Source organism: Amycolatopsis dendrobii, from assembly GCF_014145675.1.
GTDB lineage: Bacteria > Actinomycetota > Actinomycetes > Mycobacteriales > Pseudonocardiaceae > Amycolatopsis > Amycolatopsis dendrobii.
On record NZ_JACGZW010000006.1, the window covers coordinates 319,351 to 338,726 of the forward strand.

Sequence of the window (19,376 nt, forward strand, 5' to 3'; positions counted from 1 at the left end):
TTCAGTGAGTTACGCCCCTTGGCCGAACCCTGACTGCGACGAAGGGAGGAAGCGGCGGTGCCCTACGTGCTCGGCATCGACCTCGGCGCTGCCCGGACCCACGCCGCGCTCCGTCGCAGGCAAGGTGACCGGTGGGAGGATCCCGAGCCGTTGTGGCTGGGCGAGACGTCGCCGGCGACCGCGACCGCGCTCTTCCTCGACGACGAGGGTTACCTGCTCACCGGCGACGCGGCCACGCAAGCCGGTGCCGCCATTCCTTCCCGCCTGATCACCGGTTTCCACCGCCGCATCGGCGACGACGTGCCGGTCTTCATCGGCAGCGAACCGTTCACCCCGGAGTCCCTGACCACCGTCTTCATCGAGGGCATCGCCGACGTCGCGGCCGGCCAGACCGGCGGACCGCCGCGCCAACTCGTCGTCACCCACCCCGGTGACTGGGGCGGTTACCGACGCGAACTCCTGCGCCAGTCGCTTGCAGAGTCCGGTTTCGCCGCTGTCACGCTCGTTCCCAGCGCGGTCGCCGCGCTCTACGCCCATCTCCCGGAGCCCGGTGCGGGCGACCGGACAGCGGCGGTGTGCGAGTTCGGCCCGGACGGCGTCACCGTCACCTTGGCAACCGCCTCAGGAGCCAGCGGTTGGATCGCCCGGAACAGCACCGAGGGCGTCGCGCCGGGTGCCGCGGTCAAGACCGCGTTCGGTCTCGCGCAGGCGGCCAACGTCGCCCCCGAGTCGCTGGCCGGCCTGGTGTTCTGCGGCGAACCCGGCCCGGGCACTCGCCCTGGACGTCTGCCCTGTCCGTTCTTCACCGGCCCGCAACCTGCGGATACGGCTGCCATCGGCGCCGGGATCCTCGCCAGCCAACGGACGAGGCCTCTCGCGCGACGGGAAGCCCCTGCTCCCGAAACCACCCTGCTGCCGCGAGTCGACCGCGAACCCGAACTTCCGGAAAGACCCGAGCGGCCGCCGGTGGAGATCACGCCATTCACGCTGCCGGAGCCCGAGGGGGCTGCCAAACTGTTGCGTCGATGGCGACCGCTCGCCGCCGCGGCGGCAGTGCTGGCGATCAGCTCCTCGATCCTGATCGCGGTCCTCACGTCCCACGAAGCGACCGCCGACAAGGAACCCGTTTCTCCCCGTCCCCCTGTCCTGAGCTCGTGCGCCCACCCAGCCGCAGCTCCCTCCGGTGAAGGTCACTGTTGAACGCACTGCTGGCGAAAACCGGCAACGACGCCGTCCACCCCGCAGCCCGCCGCCTCCTCGAACAACTCGCCGACGCCCCCGCGGCCCCAGTCCGGCTCGTGGTCGTCGCACCCGGCGGCTACGGCAAGACCGCCTTGTTGGGCGCGCTCGATCGCAGCTACCGCGAAGCAGGTGTCGAGGCCACGGTCGTCGACGACGCAGACCAGCTCGACGACGAAGACTTGACCAGGCTCACCATGCTCGCGGCCGCCAAAGAGGGACCGCTCGTCGTGGCACACCGTCCGAACCCCCGCGCGCAAGCGTTGCGGTCTCTCGGTGAAACGCTGCTGCTGCCGCCGTTGACTGTCGACGAAGTCGGGAAGCTCGCGAAACAACTCACCGGCCGCACAGCGGACGCCCCCGCCCTGCACGCCAGCACCGGTGGTGTCCCCCGTCTCGTGGAGCGGGTAGTAACCGCCCGTCTCGCTGACTTCCGCGCCGAACTGGCAGCGCTCGACGACGACGTCCTCCGCTACCTCATCGCCGCCGAAGCCGGCGCGGCCCGCAACCTCGACCTGCTGTGTTCGTTGCTGGAGCGCACACCAGACGAACTGTCCGAAGTCGTCGACGGCGCCCGCGCGACCGGCCTCCTCGACGCCGAAGACATTCTCTTGCCTGCCGCCGCCGAAGCAGTACGCGCTTACGGACCACCCGCTCGACGTCTAGCGGTGTTGCAGCAACTGGTGGAAGCACAGCTGACTCGGGGCCTGCCCGTACTTGACCTCGCGACGTCTCTGCTCGACGCCGGCAGTTCCGGTGCCTCCGCAGCAACCGCATTCGCAACGGCCGCGAGCGAAGCACTCCCCACCGACCCAAAGCACGCCGCACGGCTCTTCGAAGCCGCAGCCGACGCTGGGGCCCGCGACGCCGCGACCACTACGGGCTGGGCCCGCGCCGCCGCACTGTCCGGAGATCTGGACACTGCCCTCCGCCTAGGCGACGGCATGCTGTCCGGCGAAGACCCCGAAGCACGAGCCGCCGGTGCCGAGATCGCCGCGACAGTCCTCGCCCACCGCGGCGAACTGGCCCGAACTGCGGAGCTGTACCGCTGGGCCGCAGCCACGGACAGCTGGTCTCGCCACCACGCGACCGCTCCGGCAGCCAACTCCGGCGGCCATGACTCCACCCGGCCAGACAACGAAAGTCCGGCCGACGCGGCGACGATCCACCAAGCGGCAACCCAGCGGCCATCAGCCAACTCGACAGATTCCCAAGCCTTCGCGCTCCCCCACCGCGCAGACGCTGCCGCCGACCCCGCTTCCGCGACACCGACCGCTTACGCCCCCAACAGCAATACCTCGTTCCCTACGCCGTCCCAACCGAATGGCGAAAGCTATCGCTGGGCAGGCCCCGGTGCGGTGGACGCGTTCGCCACGATCGCACTCGTCGGAACCGGCCAGGCGACCGACGGTCAAGCTGTCGCCAACGTCCCGATGCCGGGTGCCGCGCCGACGTTGTTCACCGGTGCCGCTGCACGAACAGCAAGCGGGATCGTGGAATCGGTGTTAGGTTGCGGAACGGAGGCGTTGCCGACGCTCGTAGGTGCCGCAGCGATGCTCGAACCGGCAGTTGGCGGCGCACCGCTTCCGGACAGCCCCGCGGCACTCGCCGCGCTCGCGGGCCTGCACTCAGGCGAACTGGCGCTCGCAGAGTCGGTGCTTGAACGAGCACTAGCCAGCAACGTCGGCGGCGATTTGCTCGCCACCCGGCACCGGCTGCTACTCGGCTGGGTCGCGATGACCGGCGGCCATCTCGCCGCCGCGACGGAACACCGCGACGCCGTCGCTGGCACCAAACTTGAGGCTCGCGACGAATTGTTCTTCGCGACGCTGGAACTCGGCCTCGCCCGGCGAGCGAGCGACCTGGTCGGATTGCAACAGTCGTGGGAGCGGGCGTATCAGGCGTCCATGCGTCAGCAAGTGGACTTGTTCACGTTGCTGCCGTTGGGAGAACTGGCAATCGCAGCCGCTCGGACTGGTGCACACGCCAAGCTTTCCCGTCGGTTAGAACGCGCGCACGCGATGCTCGACCGCCTCGGTAATCCTCCTTTGTGGACGGTCTCGCTGTGCTGGCATGAATTGCACGCCGCGATCACCACAGAAGACCGCACCACCGCGGAACAGCAACTGGCCGCACTGAACCGCTTCGCCGACTGCGGCCGCTACCCAGCCGCGCTCGCCCGCGCCGCTGGGTGCTGGCTTGCGGTGCTCAGCGGCACGTTCGATCCAGGAGAAATCTCCGCAGCCGCCGCGGAACTTCATGAACTGGACCTGTGCTGGGACGCGGCCCGGCTGGCCGGCCAAGCCGCGATCCGCACCTCTGACCGCAAGGCGATGGTCCAACTGCTCGAAGCGGCTCGGCAGTTCCAGGGCACGACCGGACGTCTTGAGTCCGCCGCTCCGGCACCAGGCGTGGCGACCGGCTTGAGCGCACTCAGCGAACGCGAGCTTGAGGTCGCCCGTCTGGTAGTCGACGGCCTGACTTACAAACAAGCCGGTAGCAAACTCTTCATTTCCGGCAAGACTGTCGAACACCACATGGCCCGCATTCGCGGCAAGCTCGGTGCCTCAGACCGTCGCGAACTGCTCGCGACCCTGCGCGAACTCCTCGCCAACCCGACCGTGCACTGAATCGTGGACGGCCTCAGTCCCGGCTGGGGCCGAAACGCTCGGTCCGAATCGACTGCGGCGAATGTCCCAGCGCGAGCATGATGTCCGCGGCGGTCTCTACGAACCCGGTCGGCCCGCAAATGTACGTGGTCGCACCGAAGTCAGCGGGCCACGCAGCGGTGTTCAATGTCGCGACGTCGATGCGCCGCGGAATGCCGGATCGCCCTTCCGGGAGCTCCCGCGTGTAGACGTAAGTGATGTCCAAGCCTGCATAGGGTCGGCGGAGTTCCTCGGCGTAGTACAGCTCCGCCGGGGTGCGCAGCGAATAGACCAGCCGGAACAAGGCTTTGCTGCCAGCTTTGCGACGAGCCCGGACCATCGACATCAGCGGGACGATGCCCGCACCACCGGCGACGAGCAGCACCGGTGCCGAGTCGGCGGGACGCCACACGAACCAGCCGCCGATCGGGCCGCGAATTTCGACCGGGTCACCGATCGCGTAAGGGCCGGTGAGGTGTTCGGACACTTCACCGTCGGCTACCCGTTGCACGGTTAGTTCGATCCGGTCTCCGTTTGCCGGTGCAGCGAGCGAGTAACTGCGTTGTGCCGTATAGCCGTCAGCTGCGGTAAGGCGAACGTCAACGTGCTGTCCCGCGAGATGACCGGGCCACCCTGGGATGTCGAAGACCAGGGTGCGCGCCGTCGGTGTCTCCTGCCGGATCTCGGCGAGCCGGGCGACGCGCCACGCTAGTCGCCCTGATACCGCTGTTCTCGCCATGGATCTCCGTAGTCGTGATAGCCGGCCGCTTCCCAGAAGCCCGGATCGTCCTTCGTTGCGAGTCGCAGCTCGCGCACCCACTTCGCGGACTTCCAGAGGTACAGATGCGGCACCAACAGCCGAGCCGGGCCTCCGTGTTCCGGAGTGAGTGGCTTGCCGCCGTATTCGTAGGCGATCCAGGCTTGTCCGCCGAGGAGATCCGCGAGCGGCAGGTTTGTGGTGTAGCCGCCATAGGAGTGCGCCATAACGTAATCAGCGGCGGTATCGAGATCTCCGACGAGCGCTTCCACTGGGACGCCGCGCCAATGAGTGTCCAGTTTGGACCATTGGGTGACGCAATGGATGTCGACCGTGATCTTCTCGCTCGGCAGCGCCATCAGTTCCGGCCACGACCATGAGCGACGTTCGCCGCGCTCGGTCACTACCGCGAACTCCCACCGCTCGGTGCTCACTCGAGGGGTGGGCCCGGCCGAGAGAACCGGGAAGTCTTCGGCGAGATACTGCCCCGGCGGCAGCCGCGGGTTGGCACCGCGGGCGCGTCCGGTGAAGCCTGGTGTGACGACTCCCATCGCGCTCCCTCCGGACATACCCGACGGTTCGGTTCCCCAGACGCGAGACTACCCGCGTACCTGCAGCCCGAGCGACGTGACGAGTACCGCCGCCTGTTCCGGGGACACGATCGCGCCGGTCAGCAACGCCCGAGTCAGGTCAAGGGATGACAGATCGCTTCCCCGGAGTTCGGCGCGCACGAGGTCGATGTCCTGCAGTTCTGCGCCAGACAGATCCACGTCGGTGAGCACTGCTCCCGAACACTTCGCCTTGGTGAGGTCCGCTTCGCGCATCCGCACCTGTTGGAACGTGACTCCACGCAGGTCAGCACCGTTCAAGCCGACGAAAGACCAGTCTCCGCCGGTCACGCGCAACGGCCGCAGGTCGCAGTCTTGGAATCGACTGCCGACCAGCTTGCATCCGGTGAACTCGGCATCGAACAGGTTACACCCTTTGAACACGCAGCCGGTGAACGCAGAGTCGGTGTGCCGGGAAGCGTTGAACTGGACGTTTCCGAACACACAGTCCAGGAAGGAGACACCGCGCGTGACTGCTTCGGTGAGATCGACCTGGTGGAACTCACAGCGCACGAACTGACGTGCGGTGAACTCCTCCGCGTACCAGTCTTCGCGCCGGTAGACGCGGTCTTCGACCGTCTCGATGTCGGACGGTTCGTGGTCGTGTTCAGACATTCGTCGAGCCTAGTTCGCCGCCCTGCCGATCGGGTGCCGGACGCGACCTCAAGCGGCTCGGTGCTTCGGAGTTCCGGCTGGTGGCGAGCAGGATCACCGAGACCGCAGCATCTGCCGGGCCGATGGCTGCTCGGGCGGCTCGGGTGATCGACCCCTTCCTGTCCGTTACGCGGCCCGTGCCACAGCGAGGAGCGGTCTCCTCAGGACAGCCATACGATGGCCTGATGAGCGAAGGCCGATGGTTCGATGCCTGGATGCCCTGGCCCGAACTGTCGGGCCTGGCCGCCGCGGGCCGGGCACTGCTGCCCGCAGTGCCCGCGACCCCGGCCGCGCTCGCCCGGACCGTCACCGAGCAACTAGTGGGCCGTCGCCTTACGACCACGGTGCAAGGCCACGAAGTCGGCCTGACGCTCACCGAACTCGACTATCCGGCGGACTCGCTTCGGCTGGCCACTGGTCGAGTCGGAGACGTTCGCATTGTCGCGGAAGACGTCGACTGGCCCGTTCCGGACAGTTCGGCGGCCCCCGTTGAGCACGGCGCTGGCAGCCTGGCCCGCACTGCCCGCTCGTCTCGAACCGCAGCGGCCGGAGCAGCGTCGAACGCGCGTGGCGAAACGACGGACCCGACCACCGCGGACGCGCTCGGCATGCCTGCTGCGACGGGCACTCGGTCCCCCGCCGGCGAAACAAACAAGACAGACGGCCCGCCGGACGCGGCCGGGCTTGCGGCTGGTCGGATCGCGCAGTCCGCCGACGACCGAATTGACGCACGCCCATCCGGTCCACGAGAGAACACGGCATCGTCGGCTTCCGTTCAGGCGCAAGGCAATCGCCGAAGCGCGGAAGCCACACCTGGTGCCGCAGCATCGAACCCCATCTCGGGATCTGACGCAACGAAGGCCGGACCGCACGAATCAGAACGACCGACTTCTCGACGCGGGTCCGGAAGGGCGTCCACCGGTCGCGAAGCTGGCCCGGCAACTCCGCCGAGTGTCGGATCGCCTGCGCAGCCAGACGTAGAACGCATTCCGTTGCGACGCGTGACCGTGCTCGCCAAAGACGTGCGGCTTCGAGGATTGCCTTCGCCAGCGGCGATTCCCGGATCTGTCGAACTCGAGATAGAAGTGAGCGGGACCGTGGTGCGGGATCGGGTCGCGGCGGCACGTCCGGACCTGATCGCGACGCCGCATCCGGAAGGGTTCCGGGTGCGCTGGCGGAAGCATCCGCACTGGGGATGCTTGACTCTCGTCGCGGGCATCGAAGACGACGCGATAGTGCTGACCCCGACCGCACTCCGCCTCGGACGATGGACGAGGCGTCCGCCGAAGCGGATCCGGCCGATCGTGCTTCCCCTCCCGGATCTGCCGAAAGGCTTGCGCCTGAACGGAATCCGGCCTGCTGAAGACGAGCTCGCGCTGACGATCGCAGCCGACGAATGGCCTGGACGGCTCGCCCGGATTCCGCTGCCGGACTTGCTGACCTGGCTGACGACAGCGGCAATGACACTGACACTTCCCGGATTCGGATCACGGTCCCTCCCCTGAACCGGCGGCGGCGCCCACCGGACCCCTTCTGGGCCCGAGCAATGGACGCGGCACTGCCGTGTTCCAGAGTGCTCGAACACGCGTTCGCAATCATCACCCGATCAGGGAAAAATCGAAAACCGTTGGGGCACAAGGGAAACTCGAAAACAGCCCGAAATCTTGTCGGTGCGCTCGGCTAACCTCGGAATCGAGCCGTCAGTTCGCTCCGAGGGGAGACCACCGATGACAACCACCGCAGAACTGCTCCGAAGAACCCGAAGATCCCGGCGCCGTGCCGGACATCCACGGGCAAGCGCGCGTTCAGAGCGACGCTTGCTCCTCCACCGGAAGGCAGACCTCGAACCGCGTGTCACCCGGTTCCGACGTCACTTTGATGTCGCCCGAGTGCCGTTCCACGACGATCCGCCACGAGATGTCCAGCCCGAGACCAGTTCCTTCGCCGACGCCTTTGGTCGTGAAGAACGGTTCGAAGATGCGCTGGCGCACCTCTTCCGGGATCCCCGGCCCGGTGTCGCCGATCTCGACCCGCACCTGCTTGCCGACCTGCCACGTGCGCAGGGTCAGCGTTCCCTCGCCGCCCATGGCGCCGACGGCGTTGTCGATGATGTTGGTCCACACCTGGTTCAGTTCGGCTGCGTAGGCGGGAACCCGGTCGATCGAGCAGTCGTATTCCTTGACCACGCGGATGCCCTCGCCGAGCTTGCCCGACATCATCACCAGCGTGGAGTTGAGTCCTTCATGGACGTCGATGAACTGGTGCGGGGCGCGATCCATTTGCGAGTACTGCTTCGCCGCGCCCACGAGCGTGGAAACCCGGCTGGTCGAGTCTTCGATCTCGCCCATCAGCATCTCGGTTTCGAGCGCGTACGCGAGCCAGCGGATCGCGCCGTCGAGCAGTCCTTCGCCCACCGACTCCAGCACATGGTCGAGATTCGTCGGGGTGAGCCCGGCGGCGACGAAGATGCTGGCGAGGTCCCAGCCCTGGTCGATGCCGTGGTCGTCGAACCAGTCGCCGATCTCGTCCTCGCGGTCGGCTTGCTGCATCGCGGAGAGCTTGGGCGCGTCGCCGACCTGCTTTACCAAGCGTTCCTGCACGTCGAGGAGCAGTTCGAGCAGGTCCGGGTCGATGTCTTTCTTCGCCAGGATCGCCAGCTTGTGCCGCATGCCGGCGACTCGCTCGCGCAGCGCGGCAGTGGCTCGTACCGCAGCTGCGGCCGGGTTGTTGAGTTCGTGCATGAGCCCCGCGGACAACTCGCCGAGAGCGACGAGCCTGCGGCGCGACGACACCAGCGCGTCGGTGTTGCGCCAGCCGAGGTACATCCCCTCCAGCAGGTGCGCCGCCATCGGGAACCATTGCCGGAATTCGACGGCGAACTCCGCGGCGGGGAGCGTGAGGAAGGTCAGGTCGCTGACGGCGTAGATCGTCGCGCCGTAGGTGGCTTCGCTGTCCTGGTAGGCCAGGAATTGCGTTGCACCGCAGTAGGAACCGCGCTGATCGGACCTCTTCATCTCGACCTCGGCGCCGGCCACCACACGGGTCATCCGCAGCGCGCCGTTGAGCAGAACGTAGAAGCACGTGGCCGGGTCGCCCTCGCGGATCACCACGGAGTCAGCTTTGAACTCCTCGCGCACCGCGTTCTGCTCGATCCAGTCGAGCTGCGCGTCGGAGAGGTGTTCGAACAAGAACAGGCCGCGGAGTTCCTCGCGCGGCAAGGCGGGCTGAGTCACTGTTCCTCCAAGTAACGGTGGACCAGGGTCACGGCCATCGCACCCTCGCCGACGGCGGACGCCACGCGTTTCACCGACTGCGAGCGCACGTCTCCGGCCACGAACACGCCGGGCACTGACGACTCCAGGTAATGCGGATCGCGGTCAAGGGTCCATCCCGGCGGCCTGCGTCCGTCCTCCACGAGGTCTGGGCCGGTCCGGACGAATCCGTGGGCGTCCCTGAGGACGCTCTTTCCCAGCCACTCCGTGCGCGGAGCGGCTCCGATGAAGATGAAGAGGTGTTCCGTGTCCAGTTTCTCGGTCACGCCGTCTTTGCAGACCGTGATGGACTCGAGGTGATCGTCCCCGTGCGCTTTGATCACCGTCGTGTGCGTGCGGACGTGCACGTTCTCGATGGCAGCGATCTGCTCGATGAGGTAGTGCGACATCGACGACTCCAGCGACGCGCCGCGCACCAGCAGCGTCACGTCGGTGGCGTGCTGGGCGAAGAACACCGCCGCCTGGCCCGCGGAATTCGCACCGCCGACGATGTACACGTGGTCGTTCGAGCACTCAGGTGCTTCCGTCGCGGCAGAGCCGTAGTAGACACCTCGGCCGGTCAGCTCCGCGATTCCCTCGGCTTCCAGCGCTCGGTAGTTAACGCCGCTGGAAAGGATCACGGAGTGCGCGGCGATCTCGGATCCGTCGCCGAAGGTCACGACCCGGCTCGACCCGCGCGCTTCCAGACCCACGACATCGCGGGCCGTAAGCACTTCGGCGCCGAACTTTTGCGCCTGGCGGCGGGCTCGATCCGTGAGCTGCGCGCCGGACACTCCGTCCGGGAAGCCAAGGTAGTTCTCGATCCTGGAGCTGGTTCCGGCCTGGCCGCCGGTGGCCTTGCGCTCGACCAGCACGGTCCGCAGTCCCTCGGAAGCGCCGTACACCGCGGCACCGAGTCCGGCCGGACCGCCGCCGATCACCACCAGGTCGTAAAAGTCCTGCGCGGGCTGCGTGGAAAGGCCCACCGCATCGGCGATCTCGCTTCCCGATGGCTGTTTCAGCACCGTGCCGTCCGGCGTCACCACGACCGGGATGTCGGTCTCGCACGCGCCGGCGGCTTGGAGAATACGGCCGGCTTCCTCGTCGTCGACCGAGTACCAGCGATACGGGACGGCGTTGCGAGCCAGGAAGTCGCGCATCCGGAACGACGGCGCCGAGTACCGGTGCCCGATCAGCTTCGTCTCTTCCACCGGCCGATCGCCGACCGCCAGCCAGGTCTCGACGAGCGAGTCGATGACCGGGTACAGCTTCTCCTCGGGCGGGTCCCAGGGCTTGAGCAGGTAGTGGTCGACGTCGACCAGGTTGATCGCCTGGATCGCGGCGTCTGTGTCGGCGTAGGCCGTCAGCAGCGCGCGCCGGGCGTTCGGGAAGAGGTCCATCGCCTTCTCCAGGAAGACGATGCCGTCCATGTGCGGCATGCGGTAGTCGGCGAGGATCGCCGCGACGGCGTCGCCGCGCAGCTTGATCTCGCGAAGTGCGTCGAGGGCGTCGGCACCCGAATCGGCGCGGATGACGCGGTAGTCCTTGCCGTAGCGGCGACGCAGGTCGCGCGCCACCGACCGCGAAACGGCGGGGTCGTCGTCGACGGTCATCAGGATCGGCTGGCTCACACGGCACAGCCTACGGTGTCCCGTCGGCTGTCGCGGCAAACAACAGAATCAGGGACCGGTGCCCGTCGCGGCCGCCACCGCGGCGGGCACCGGTTGCTCAGGTGGCGGCTACGGATAGCGCACCAAGTTGACCGGCTTCGTCCCCGCCTGGGTGGTCGCGCCGACGTCGTTGATCACATGGGCGATCGTTCCCTGGTGGTTGAGCGACACCGTCACCATGCCGTGGAACCGCACGTCGGGAGCGTCCGGAGCGGCGAAAGCGTGCGAGCAGGACACCGACGGGTTCGTGTTGAAGAAGCAGTAGCTGCCAAGGCCCCAGGCTTCGTGGCTGGTCACGTCCGGGGCGACCTGGTACGCGGCGTAGCCCGCACTCCCGCCGTTCATCCAGGCTGCCTGGTCAGGGACGTCGTAGGGCATCTCGTTCTGGAAGAAGTAGGTGCGCCCGCCGTTTCCGTTCCAGGTCACCTGCGTCTTCTGGAAGTGCTCGACGAACAGCCCGTAGACGGTCACGTCGTCGCCGTTCACCACCAGGCCGGTGTCGGCGGTGTTGAAACTCCAGCCAACGTGACTGTCGTCGGCGCCGTGGTCGGCTCGCCAGAGCCACAGGTGGTCGCCGATCACCTGGTTGCTGTTGACGACGAGACTGGTGTGCGCTTTGCCCGCGGCGGCACCGCCGACGCGGAAGAACACGTCGTGCAGCGAGGTCGGGTTCGCCGAATGGTCGGCGTCCGACCCGGGATCGCCGACCTGCATGAGCGTGGCCGACGAGGTCGTTCCGGCGTCGATCAGCAGGCCGGCGATCTTTACGCCGTCCACGTCGTCGACGTTGATCGCAGTGATCCCGCCGTCTGGGATCAAGGTCGCGATGCCAAGGCCGAGGACGACGGTGTCCGGGCGAGTCACCTGGAGCGGCTGATCAAGGTGGTACACGCCTGGGGTGATCAGCAGGTTCTGGCCCGCCCGCAGAGCTTCGTTCATCTCGGACGCGGTAGTGCCTGGCTTCGCGATGAAAAACTGGTCGATGGGCAACGCGACACCTGGTGCGCTGTCGTGTTCCCAAGTGACCCCGGAGGTGTTGCTTCGCAGGGCGGGCACGAACACCCGGTAGTGACCGGACTCGTCGATCTGGAGGCACGGCTTCTCGCGGACGACCGGGGCCTGGTCGATCGTCGTGTACGGCGGGTCCGGGAAGGTGCCGGCGGGAGCGCCGTTCACTCCGACGAACACCATGTTCCAAGTGGACCCGGTCCAGCCGCCGAAGTGCGAATCGCGCGAGATCCATTGCTGCTGCGATCCGGAACGGACCTGGCCGTCGATCTTCGTGTCCGAGATCCAGCCCCCGCTCGACCAGCCGCCGCCGTCGTCGAGCCGAAGGTCGCCGCGGACGTGCATGCGCCGGTACGGGCTCGCCTGCGAGACGGCCCATTGATCCGCGCCCCCGACCGGGTTCACGGACAGGTTCTCCGCGCCGCGCCAGAAGTTCTGGGTCGCGTTGTTCGGGGGAAACCAGTCAGCCTCTACGTGCACCGCGCCGTTGATCGTCACGGCGTCGGGGGTGCTGCCCAGTCCGAGAATTTGGGTGTAGAAGCCGACGTTCACGTCGTTGGAATACGCACCGGGCTTGAACAGCACCGCGTAGCGCTGACTGCCGAACTGGTTCTTCTCCTGCTCCGCGAAGATCGCGTCCAGCTTGCGCTGGATGCTCTCGCTCGGCATCGACGGTTCGAAAACGACGACGTTCGGCCCCAGGTCCACTTGTCCCGGCGGCGGAGAAGTAGTGCCACCCACGGAGATCAGTGTGAACGACTCGTTGGCGGCGTCATGATGGCCGTGCTGCTGCGGCTTCTCGCGGTCGGCAGCCAACCCGGCCGGACGGGGTTCGCGGTCTCGGCCGGGGGCAAGATCGACAACCGCAGCGGTCGGATGTGCTGGCCATTGCGGGTCAAGCTCGGTGGACGGCAGTCGCGGCGGGACTGCGGCACAGCTGGTTTCCGAGGCGTTCTTGTCCTTCGACGACGCAGGGCGCGGGGGCCGGGTGGTCGTCTCTGCATCGCCCTTGCGGGTGAGGTGGAAGTGCCAATCGTGCGCGTTTGTTCCGGTGCCGGTGTACGGGCGGGCCAGCGGGGCGGGCGTGACGAGCAGCCGAGTAGCGGCTCGTTGGGCGTTCGCGGTCTCGGTTTGGGCGGGCCATGCGTCAGTGTGGGCATCGAGGGGCTGCCGAGGCGGCGTTCCGCTGTTCCGGCCGGGGAGGTAGGCGGTCGAACTCGGAGGTGTCAGCGGCGGAGCGGCCACTCTCCGTGATTCGGGATTCATCGTCACCTCCTTGCCGAGACAGGCGGCCGAGCGACCTTGGCCGGGGGTGCGGTTCGCCTCGTGGCGGGAGTCGGCTCGAAGGTCGCGACTGCGGAGGAATGTAATCGCGGACACACTGACACTCAACGCAAACCTGAAGAAAAGTCAGGAAGGGCAGTCGACCTGCACTAATGCGCCCAGGGTGGGCAGTGGAGATGCAGGTTCGGCCAGCTTGGCGCGCCGTTCTGGCGTGGCCGCGACGCCTAACCGACCCCCTGACGAAGGAGCCGAAGGCGGGGTGTACTGTATGTCCATACGAGATGCGGAGTTCACCTCTGCTTCGGGGCTATGGCGCAGCTGGTAGCGCACCTCACTGGCAGTGAGGGGGTCAGGGGTTCGAGTCCCCTTAGCTCCACAAGTTGCATAGGAACCCTTCGGCCACGCAGTTCAGGTTGGCCGGAGGGTTTTTTGCATTCGTGGGCATGAATTGATGCGGCCGGGTCCGCTAGACGGTCGATTGCCCGGGGCTGGTGCTGCTGGACTGCGGGTTGGCGTCGGAAGCTCGGCGATCGGGCTGGGAAGTTCGTTGACGGCGGTTGCTGCTTGCCGGGCATGGTCGCGGTCGGGTGACCAGTGTTGGTGCGGCGGCGTCGAGGGCGATGATCTCGTCCAACGGCATTGTGCTGAAGCAGGTGGTCGCGATGTCTGGAGACGCCTCTTCAGACAGGCTGCGGGCGATAAGTCGCATTAGTTGCCGCGGCGGCTAGCGGGTTCATTACGGCTAAGGCGCGTGGGGTTGCCGCGCCGCGGGCAGATGGCCGCTTCTTCTCGCAAGACGGAGGCTCGTCCAAGGGCGACTGCGGCGTCCGGGCGGGAACCCGATGGCGGTCTCGATGGGAGACGTCGGCTGATGGGCACGGCAGGACTGTCGGGCGGGAGCGCGCCCTCAGGCCGGAGGGGGCGTCTTGGGCGAGGTGGCGGCACGTGGGAGGCATTGGTTGCTGGCCGGTTCATGGGCTTGACCGCGGTCGTCGAGGAAGCGCGGTTGGGAGAGCGCATTCTCGGGGTGCCGATTCAGGCGGGTTGGCGGCTAACGCGGGTGTTGGGCGCGGTGCATCGCCGGCTGGGTGCGATCCGGACGTGACGGCGTGGGGCTGGTCGGCGGTGTTCGTAGTGAGGTCGCGTTTCGCGGAGACCCGATTTCGGATGGTCTCAGACGGGATGCGCGCGACAGTCCGCGCTGAGGGCAAGTAGGAGACGATTACGGCGTTGGTGATCTCGTTCCGGCTCGTTCGCACCTGGCGCGGCCGCGACCGGGGAAGCGACAAGATTGGTTCAGTGGTTCGCGATCTCGTCGGAGCCCGGGTTCGGGCAGGGGCGGGACCCGGCGGTGGAAGAGGGCGGGGATCGGCCGCGCGCGGAGGTGGCCGGGACTGCGTCGAAAGGGCGGAAGTTCGCAAAATTTCCCTGTTACGACCCGACCGGTCGATGTCGCGGATTGCACACTGGCGCAATAGAAGGATTCTGTCCCAGTAGTCGAGAGGGCGAGCGGCGGCGTTCATGATGTCGAATGCCTTGGCGCAACCCTGGGGAACAACAGAAACACCCTGCGTCGCCAGGCCGCTAATAAATAACCATTCGCCGACTCGGCAGCAACGGGCAGAAATGTTGCCCGGAACTGCAAATAGAACTCACCGCATGCCGGAAAATGCGGCTCCGCCCAGCCGCGTTAATTGATTCAACACCGTACCGGCGAGTACGACAAGGTATTCGCCGCAGAAGGGGGTTCTGGTGGAGGTAACACCACTGTCGCACCTGGTGCCAGCACCACCATCGGGAGGTCGAGGGCAACAAATGGGGAACGGCCTTCCTATTGCCGCCGGGAAACTGTCGCGCATGACGCCAACTCATTACCCCAATCGGAGGTAGACCGACTTTTCAATGTCTGACATGCTCGGCTCGGCCGACAGCTCGGTGCGTGGGGTCACTTGAGACGGGCTATTTTTCCTCAGGGGTAGATATGGAAATTGAGCTATTGGGATCGGTGACGCTCAGGCAAGCCGGCCGCAGACACGGAGTCGCGTCGCGAAAGGTGCGGACTGTGCTGGCGTTGCTGGCTTTGTCGCCGGGAGTTCCGTTGTCCCTGGACACGCTCGCGGACGAGCTGTGGGCTGACAAACCCGTGTCCAACGTGCGCAATGCTTTGCAGGCCAACATCGCGCGGTTGCGGAAGCTCGTGTTCAACGTGACCGGCGAGCGCGAGGTGGTGCGCACGGTCAGCAGCGGGTATCTGATGACCGTGCCTGCCGAGGCTGTCGACGCGCATCGGTTTTCCGCTTTGGCGCAGCGTGGCACCGCGTTGCTCGGGCAGGATCCGCGTGGTGCCATCACGGTCTTCGAGCAAGCTTTGCGGCTCTGGCGCGGGCCGGCGCTGCTCGACGTCGCCGATTGCACTCGCTGCCGGATGGCTGCCGAGCAGCTCAACGAGCATCGGCTTACCGTGCAGGAGGACTTGATCTCCGCGCGGCTTCAGGTTGGGGAGCACCACGGGCTTTCCCACGACTTGAAACAACTCGTCGCGGAGAACCCGGCGCGCGAGCGGCTCAGCGAGTACCTGATGATCTCGCTTTACCGCGACGGCAGGCAGGGCGAGGCGGTCTCCGTCTTCCACAGCACCCGCAAGTGGCTGGGCGCCGAACTCGGGCTGGAGCCCGGGCCGGGGCTGCGCCGGCTGTACCAGTCCATCCTGATGCAGGACCAGGTTCTCGACTGACCCGTCGTTTTCTCTTCCACGGCGTCAGCATGGCAGTCCCCGATGACCGCCTGCTGACACCGCGCCTACGGGGCTACTCGCGTCAGGGCGCTGTCAGAAGGGTGTCACTGCTCGCCGCTAGTTTTCGGGCCGATCCCTTGTAACGGTCCCTGACGATCGGGAGTGACCCCCATGACGACAGCCGTCTCCGAACGCATGCAGCAGATCCGCGAGATCGTCTGCACGCACCTCGAACTCGACGACGCGGAGCTCACCGAAACCAGCGATTTCGCCGACGACCACGAGGCCGATTCGCTGTCGCTGATGGACGTGCTGGCCGCGCTGGAGAAGAAGTTCGGCGTCACGATCGACCAGGCCCAGTTCGCCCGGATGACCAACCTGCGCGCGGTGTACGAGGTCGTCTCGGAATCCGCGAGCTGGTAGAGACCATGTCGACGAGCATCGGACGACGGGTGGTCATCACCGGATGCGGTGTCGTGTCGAGCATCGGCATCGGGGTCCGGGAGTTCACCTCGGCACTGCGCGCCGGGCGCAGCAACGTCCGGCCGATCTCGGTGTTCGACACCACCGGGTTCGCCCACGACAACGGCTGCGAGGTCGCCGACTTCGAGCCCGCGCGGTGGATCCGCACGCTCGACCCGGGCGATCTCGGCCGGGCGAGCCGTTTCTCCACCGCGGCCGCCCGGCTCGCCGTCGAGGATTCGGGGCTGCCGCTGGAAACCTTGCGCGCCGCGCGCACGCTCGTCTCGGTGGGCAGCACCGACGGCGAGGCGCACGAACTCGACGGCCTGGTGGCGCGGGAACTCTCCGCGGGGCTGGCCGGTCTCGACCCGAAGCTGGTGCGGCGCACCTCCGCGGGACGGCTGGCCACGTCGATCGCGCGCGAACTCGAACTGGCCGATGTCGAGACCGGGACCATCGCGACGGCGTGTTCGGCGGGGAACTACGCCATCGGCAACTCGCTCGACGCGATCCGGTGCGGGGACGCCGAGTTCGCCCTCTGCGGCGGCGCCGACGCGCTGTGCCGCAAGACGTTCACCTCGTTCTACCGGTTGCGCAGCATCGCTCCGGACTGCTGCCGTCCGTTCGACCGCAACCGGATGGGCATCCTCACCGGCGAGGGCGCGGGCATTCTTCTGCTGGAGAGCCTTGACTCCGCGCTCGCTCGCGGTGCGCGGATCTACGCGGAAGTGCTGGGCTACGGCATGTCCTGCGACGCGCATCATCCGGTGGCGCCGCATCAGGCCGGGATCGCCCGTTGCATGGAGCTCGCGCTGGCCGACGCCGGGGTCAAACCCGCCGAGATCGACCTGATCTCCGCGCACGGCACCGGGACCAAAGCCAACGACATGACCGAATCCGCGGCGATCCGCGACCTGTTCGGGCCGAAGCCGCCGCGCACCGTGTCGATGAAATCCATGCTGGGGCATTCGATGGGCGCGGCGAGCGCGCTGGCCGCGATCGGGTGTTCGATCGCGCTCACCGAGCAGTTCATCCCGCCGACCATCAACCATCGCGACACCGACCCGGACTGCCCGGTGGACTGCGTGCCCAACGAATCCGTCGACGCCGACCTCGACATCGTGCAGAACAACGGCTGGGCCTTCGGCGGCAACAACGCCGTGGTCCTGCTCGGCAGGTACGAACGGCAACCCCGAGAGAAGGACCTGCGATGACCGCATCTGCTCGGCACCGTCCGGTCATCTCGGCCTGGACCGCCATCTCTCCCTTCGGCTACGGCCGGGAAGCGTTCGCCGACGGCGTTCGCTCCCGGCGCGAGCCGGTCCTCGAACCCGGCGGGCCGGGTGATCCCGCGGCCGTCGTGCCCAGTTTCGACGTGCGCGAGAGGTTCGGCCGCAAGAAGACCCGGGCGATGAACCGGGTCAGCGGGCTGACCGTCGCGGCCGCGCAGCAGCTGCTCGCCGACATGGAGCTGGTTCCGGACGGGGACCGCGAGCACATCGGGTTCGTGCTCGGCACCACGACCGGCAGCGCGCAGAGCATGATGGACTTCACCCGCGCGTCGGTCACCGCCGAGCAGCCCGACCACGTCGAGCCCGCGGCCGTTCCCGGCACGGTGATGAACTGCGCGGCTGGGCAGGCCGCGATCTGGCACGGGCTCAAGGGGCCCAACGCGACGATCGCCGCGGGGCGCACCACTGGGTTGCAGGCCTTGAACTACGCGCGCCGGCTGCTGATGACCGAGCGCGCGGCTCAGGTGTTGTGCGGTGCGGCCGAGGAGCATTCCGACGCCCGGTCCTGGCTTGAACACCACCGGCGCGGCGGGGCGGCGACGCTCGGCGAAGGCTGTGCGATGTTCCTGCTCGAACCGGCGGACTCGGCCGATCCGCGCAGCGTGCTGGCGACGCTCACCGGCATCGACTCGCGGATCTGCCTTGACGGCGACCTCTCCGGAACGTTGCACGCCACCGTGTCCTCGCTGCTGAAACGGTGTGGCGTCGACGCGGGCCGCGTGTGGGCGGCAGTCGGGAGCGGTTTCCCCGCAGGGGCAGACCGTCCCGAGGACGCGACTCTGCGGCAGTTGTTCGGCGACGAAGTGACGGATCGCGTGCCGCCGGTGGATCTCATCGGCGACACCTCCGCGGCGACCGCGTTGTTCGGACTGGCGTCGGTGCTCAGCATCGCCGACGGAGCCGATCACGGCGAGCAGGACCACATCGTCGTGACCGCTTGCGACGACGACGGTTCGGTGGCCGCCGCGCTGCTGCAGCTCGGCGGTGCGCGATGAGCAAAACCGCGCTCGTGACCGGCGGCTCCCGCGGGATCGGCCGGGCCGTCGTGCTCCGCCTGGCGCAGGACGGGTTCGACGTCGCTTTCTGCTACCACAGCAACCGAACCGCGGCGGACGTTCTCGTCAAAGAAGTCCTTGATCTGGGTGTCCGGGTCGAGGCCAGCCAGGTCGATGTGGCCGACGGCGAGGCGGTCACGGCGTGGGTGGAGCGCACGGCTGACGAGTTCGGCGCGCCGGACGCGCTGGTCACGTCGGCGGGGATCACCCGGGACGGTTCGCTCGCGCTGATGTCCGAGCCGGACTGGTCGAGTGTCCTGCGCACGAACCTCGACGGCGTCTTCCACGCGTGCCGCCCGGCGGTGTTCCGGATGATCAAACGCCGCGCCGGAAGCGTCGTGACGCTGTCCTCGGTGTCCGGCGTGCACGGCAATCCGACGCAGACCAACTACTCCGCGGCCAAGAGCGGCGTGCTCGGCTTCACCAAGGCGCTGGCCAAGGAAGTCGGCCGGTACGGGGTGCGGGTCAACTCCGTCGCGCCGGGCCTGATCGAGACCGACATGCTCGGCAAGCTCAGCGAAGCGACCCGCGAGAAGATGCTGCGGGCTGTCCCGCTGCGCCGGTTCGGCAGGCCCGAAGAAGTCGCGGACCTGGTGTCTTTCCTGGTTTCCGAGCGCGCTTCCTACATCACCGGCAGCGTCTTCGAGGTCGACGGCGGCTTCGTCGTCTAGCTGATCTCCCCCTCGCGGCAGCGCTGGCAGCGCGTGCCGCGTC

The 19,376-nt window shown here is 67.4% G+C and carries 14 protein-coding genes and 1 tRNA gene; 9 read left to right on the forward strand and 6 right to left on the reverse strand.

What is annotated here, in order from left to right:
• Nucleotides 1–57 precede the first annotated feature (57 nt).
• Together H4281_RS19575 and H4281_RS19580 are read left to right on the forward strand one after the other, a co-directional pair.
• On the forward strand, nt 58–1,200 hold the full coding sequence (locus H4281_RS19575; RefSeq protein WP_182892371.1) for an Hsp70 family protein: 1,143 nt from the start codon (nt 58–60) through the stop codon (nt 1,198–1,200).
• A complete protein-coding gene (locus H4281_RS19580) occupies nt 1,197–3,869 on the forward strand; it encodes a helix-turn-helix transcriptional regulator (RefSeq protein ID WP_182892372.1) in 2,673 nt (890 codons plus the stop codon). The genes H4281_RS19575 and H4281_RS19580 overlap by 4 nt, the downstream gene beginning before the upstream one ends.
• Before the next feature lie 13 nt (nt 3,870–3,882).
• On the opposite strand, the gene H4281_RS19585 is transcribed toward H4281_RS19580, so the two are convergent.
• Genes H4281_RS19585 through H4281_RS19595 form a run of 3 tightly spaced genes read right to left on the reverse strand, consistent with a single transcriptional unit; the run spans nt 3,883 to nt 5,867 of the window.
• Nucleotides 3,883–4,626, reverse strand: a complete 744-nt coding sequence (locus tag H4281_RS19585; RefSeq protein ID WP_182892373.1) for a ferredoxin reductase — start codon at nt 4,624–4,626, stop codon at nt 3,883–3,885.
• Nucleotides 4,596–5,195: a sulfite oxidase-like oxidoreductase gene (locus H4281_RS19590; protein WP_182892374.1), complete on the reverse strand. Its 600-nt coding sequence runs from the start codon at nt 5,193–5,195 to the stop codon at nt 4,596–4,598. The genes H4281_RS19585 and H4281_RS19590 overlap by 31 nt, the downstream gene beginning before the upstream one ends.
• Before the next feature lie 48 nt (nt 5,196–5,243).
• The gene (locus H4281_RS19595) at nt 5,244–5,867 is read right to left on the reverse strand and encodes a pentapeptide repeat-containing protein (RefSeq protein ID WP_182892375.1); all 624 of its coding nucleotides are present in this window, start codon (nt 5,865–5,867) and stop codon (nt 5,244–5,246) included.
• Nucleotides 5,868–6,907: 1,040 nt separating this feature from the next.
• On the opposite strand from H4281_RS19595, the gene H4281_RS19600 reads away from it, so the two are divergent.
• On the forward strand, nt 6,908–7,411 hold the full coding sequence (locus tag H4281_RS19600; protein WP_312872142.1) for a DUF2993 domain-containing protein: 504 nt from the start codon (nt 6,908–6,910) through the stop codon (nt 7,409–7,411).
• Nucleotides 7,412–7,711: 300 nt separating this feature from the next.
• Here H4281_RS19600 and H4281_RS19605 read toward each other — a convergent pair whose 3' ends face one another.
• The 3 genes from H4281_RS19605 to H4281_RS19615 all read right to left on the reverse strand — a co-directional run bounded on the left by H4281_RS19605 (nt 7,712) and on the right by H4281_RS19615 (nt 12,576).
• Nucleotides 7,712–9,139, reverse strand: a complete 1,428-nt coding sequence (locus H4281_RS19605) for an ATP-binding protein (RefSeq protein ID WP_182892376.1) — start codon at nt 9,137–9,139, stop codon at nt 7,712–7,714.
• Nucleotides 9,136–10,788 carry an NAD(P)/FAD-dependent oxidoreductase gene (locus tag H4281_RS19610; RefSeq protein WP_182892377.1) on the reverse strand — a complete coding sequence of 551 codons (1,653 nt, stop codon included), beginning with the start codon at nt 10,786–10,788 and terminating at the stop codon, nt 9,136–9,138. The genes H4281_RS19605 and H4281_RS19610 overlap by 4 nt, the downstream gene beginning before the upstream one ends.
• Nucleotides 10,789–10,896: 108 nt before the next feature.
• Nucleotides 10,897–12,576, reverse strand: a complete 1,680-nt coding sequence (locus H4281_RS19615) for a pectate lyase-like domain-containing protein (RefSeq protein ID WP_512698990.1) — start codon at nt 12,574–12,576, stop codon at nt 10,897–10,899.
• A gap of 846 nt (nt 12,577–13,422) precedes the next feature.
• Between H4281_RS19615 and H4281_RS19620 the strand changes: the two genes are divergently transcribed.
• From H4281_RS19620 to H4281_RS19645, 6 genes are all read left to right on the forward strand, one after another.
• Nucleotides 13,423–13,495: transfer RNA gene (locus H4281_RS19620), tRNA-Ala, on the forward strand.
• A 1,605-nt stretch (nt 13,496–15,100) separates the two neighbouring features.
• Entirely contained in the window at nt 15,101–15,853 is a 753-nt protein-coding gene (locus H4281_RS19625) for an AfsR/SARP family transcriptional regulator (protein ID WP_182892379.1), read from the forward strand.
• Between the two features lie 171 nt (nt 15,854–16,024).
• A complete protein-coding gene (locus H4281_RS19630; RefSeq protein ID WP_037812007.1) occupies nt 16,025–16,276 on the forward strand; it encodes an acyl carrier protein in 252 nt (83 codons plus the stop codon).
• Between the two features lie 5 nt (nt 16,277–16,281).
• Complete coding sequence (locus H4281_RS19635) at nt 16,282–17,529, forward strand: beta-ketoacyl-[acyl-carrier-protein] synthase family protein (protein WP_182892380.1); 1,248 nt, start codon at nt 16,282–16,284, stop codon at nt 17,527–17,529.
• Nucleotides 17,526–18,602, forward strand: a complete 1,077-nt coding sequence (locus H4281_RS19640) for a beta-ketoacyl synthase N-terminal-like domain-containing protein (RefSeq protein WP_182892381.1) — start codon at nt 17,526–17,528, stop codon at nt 18,600–18,602. Before H4281_RS19635 ends, H4281_RS19640 begins: the two co-directional genes overlap by 4 nt.
• On the forward strand, nt 18,599–19,333 hold the full coding sequence (locus H4281_RS19645; RefSeq protein WP_182892382.1) for a beta-ketoacyl-ACP reductase: 735 nt from the start codon (nt 18,599–18,601) through the stop codon (nt 19,331–19,333). Before H4281_RS19640 ends, H4281_RS19645 begins: the two co-directional genes overlap by 4 nt.
• Nucleotides 19,334–19,376 lie beyond the last annotated feature (43 nt).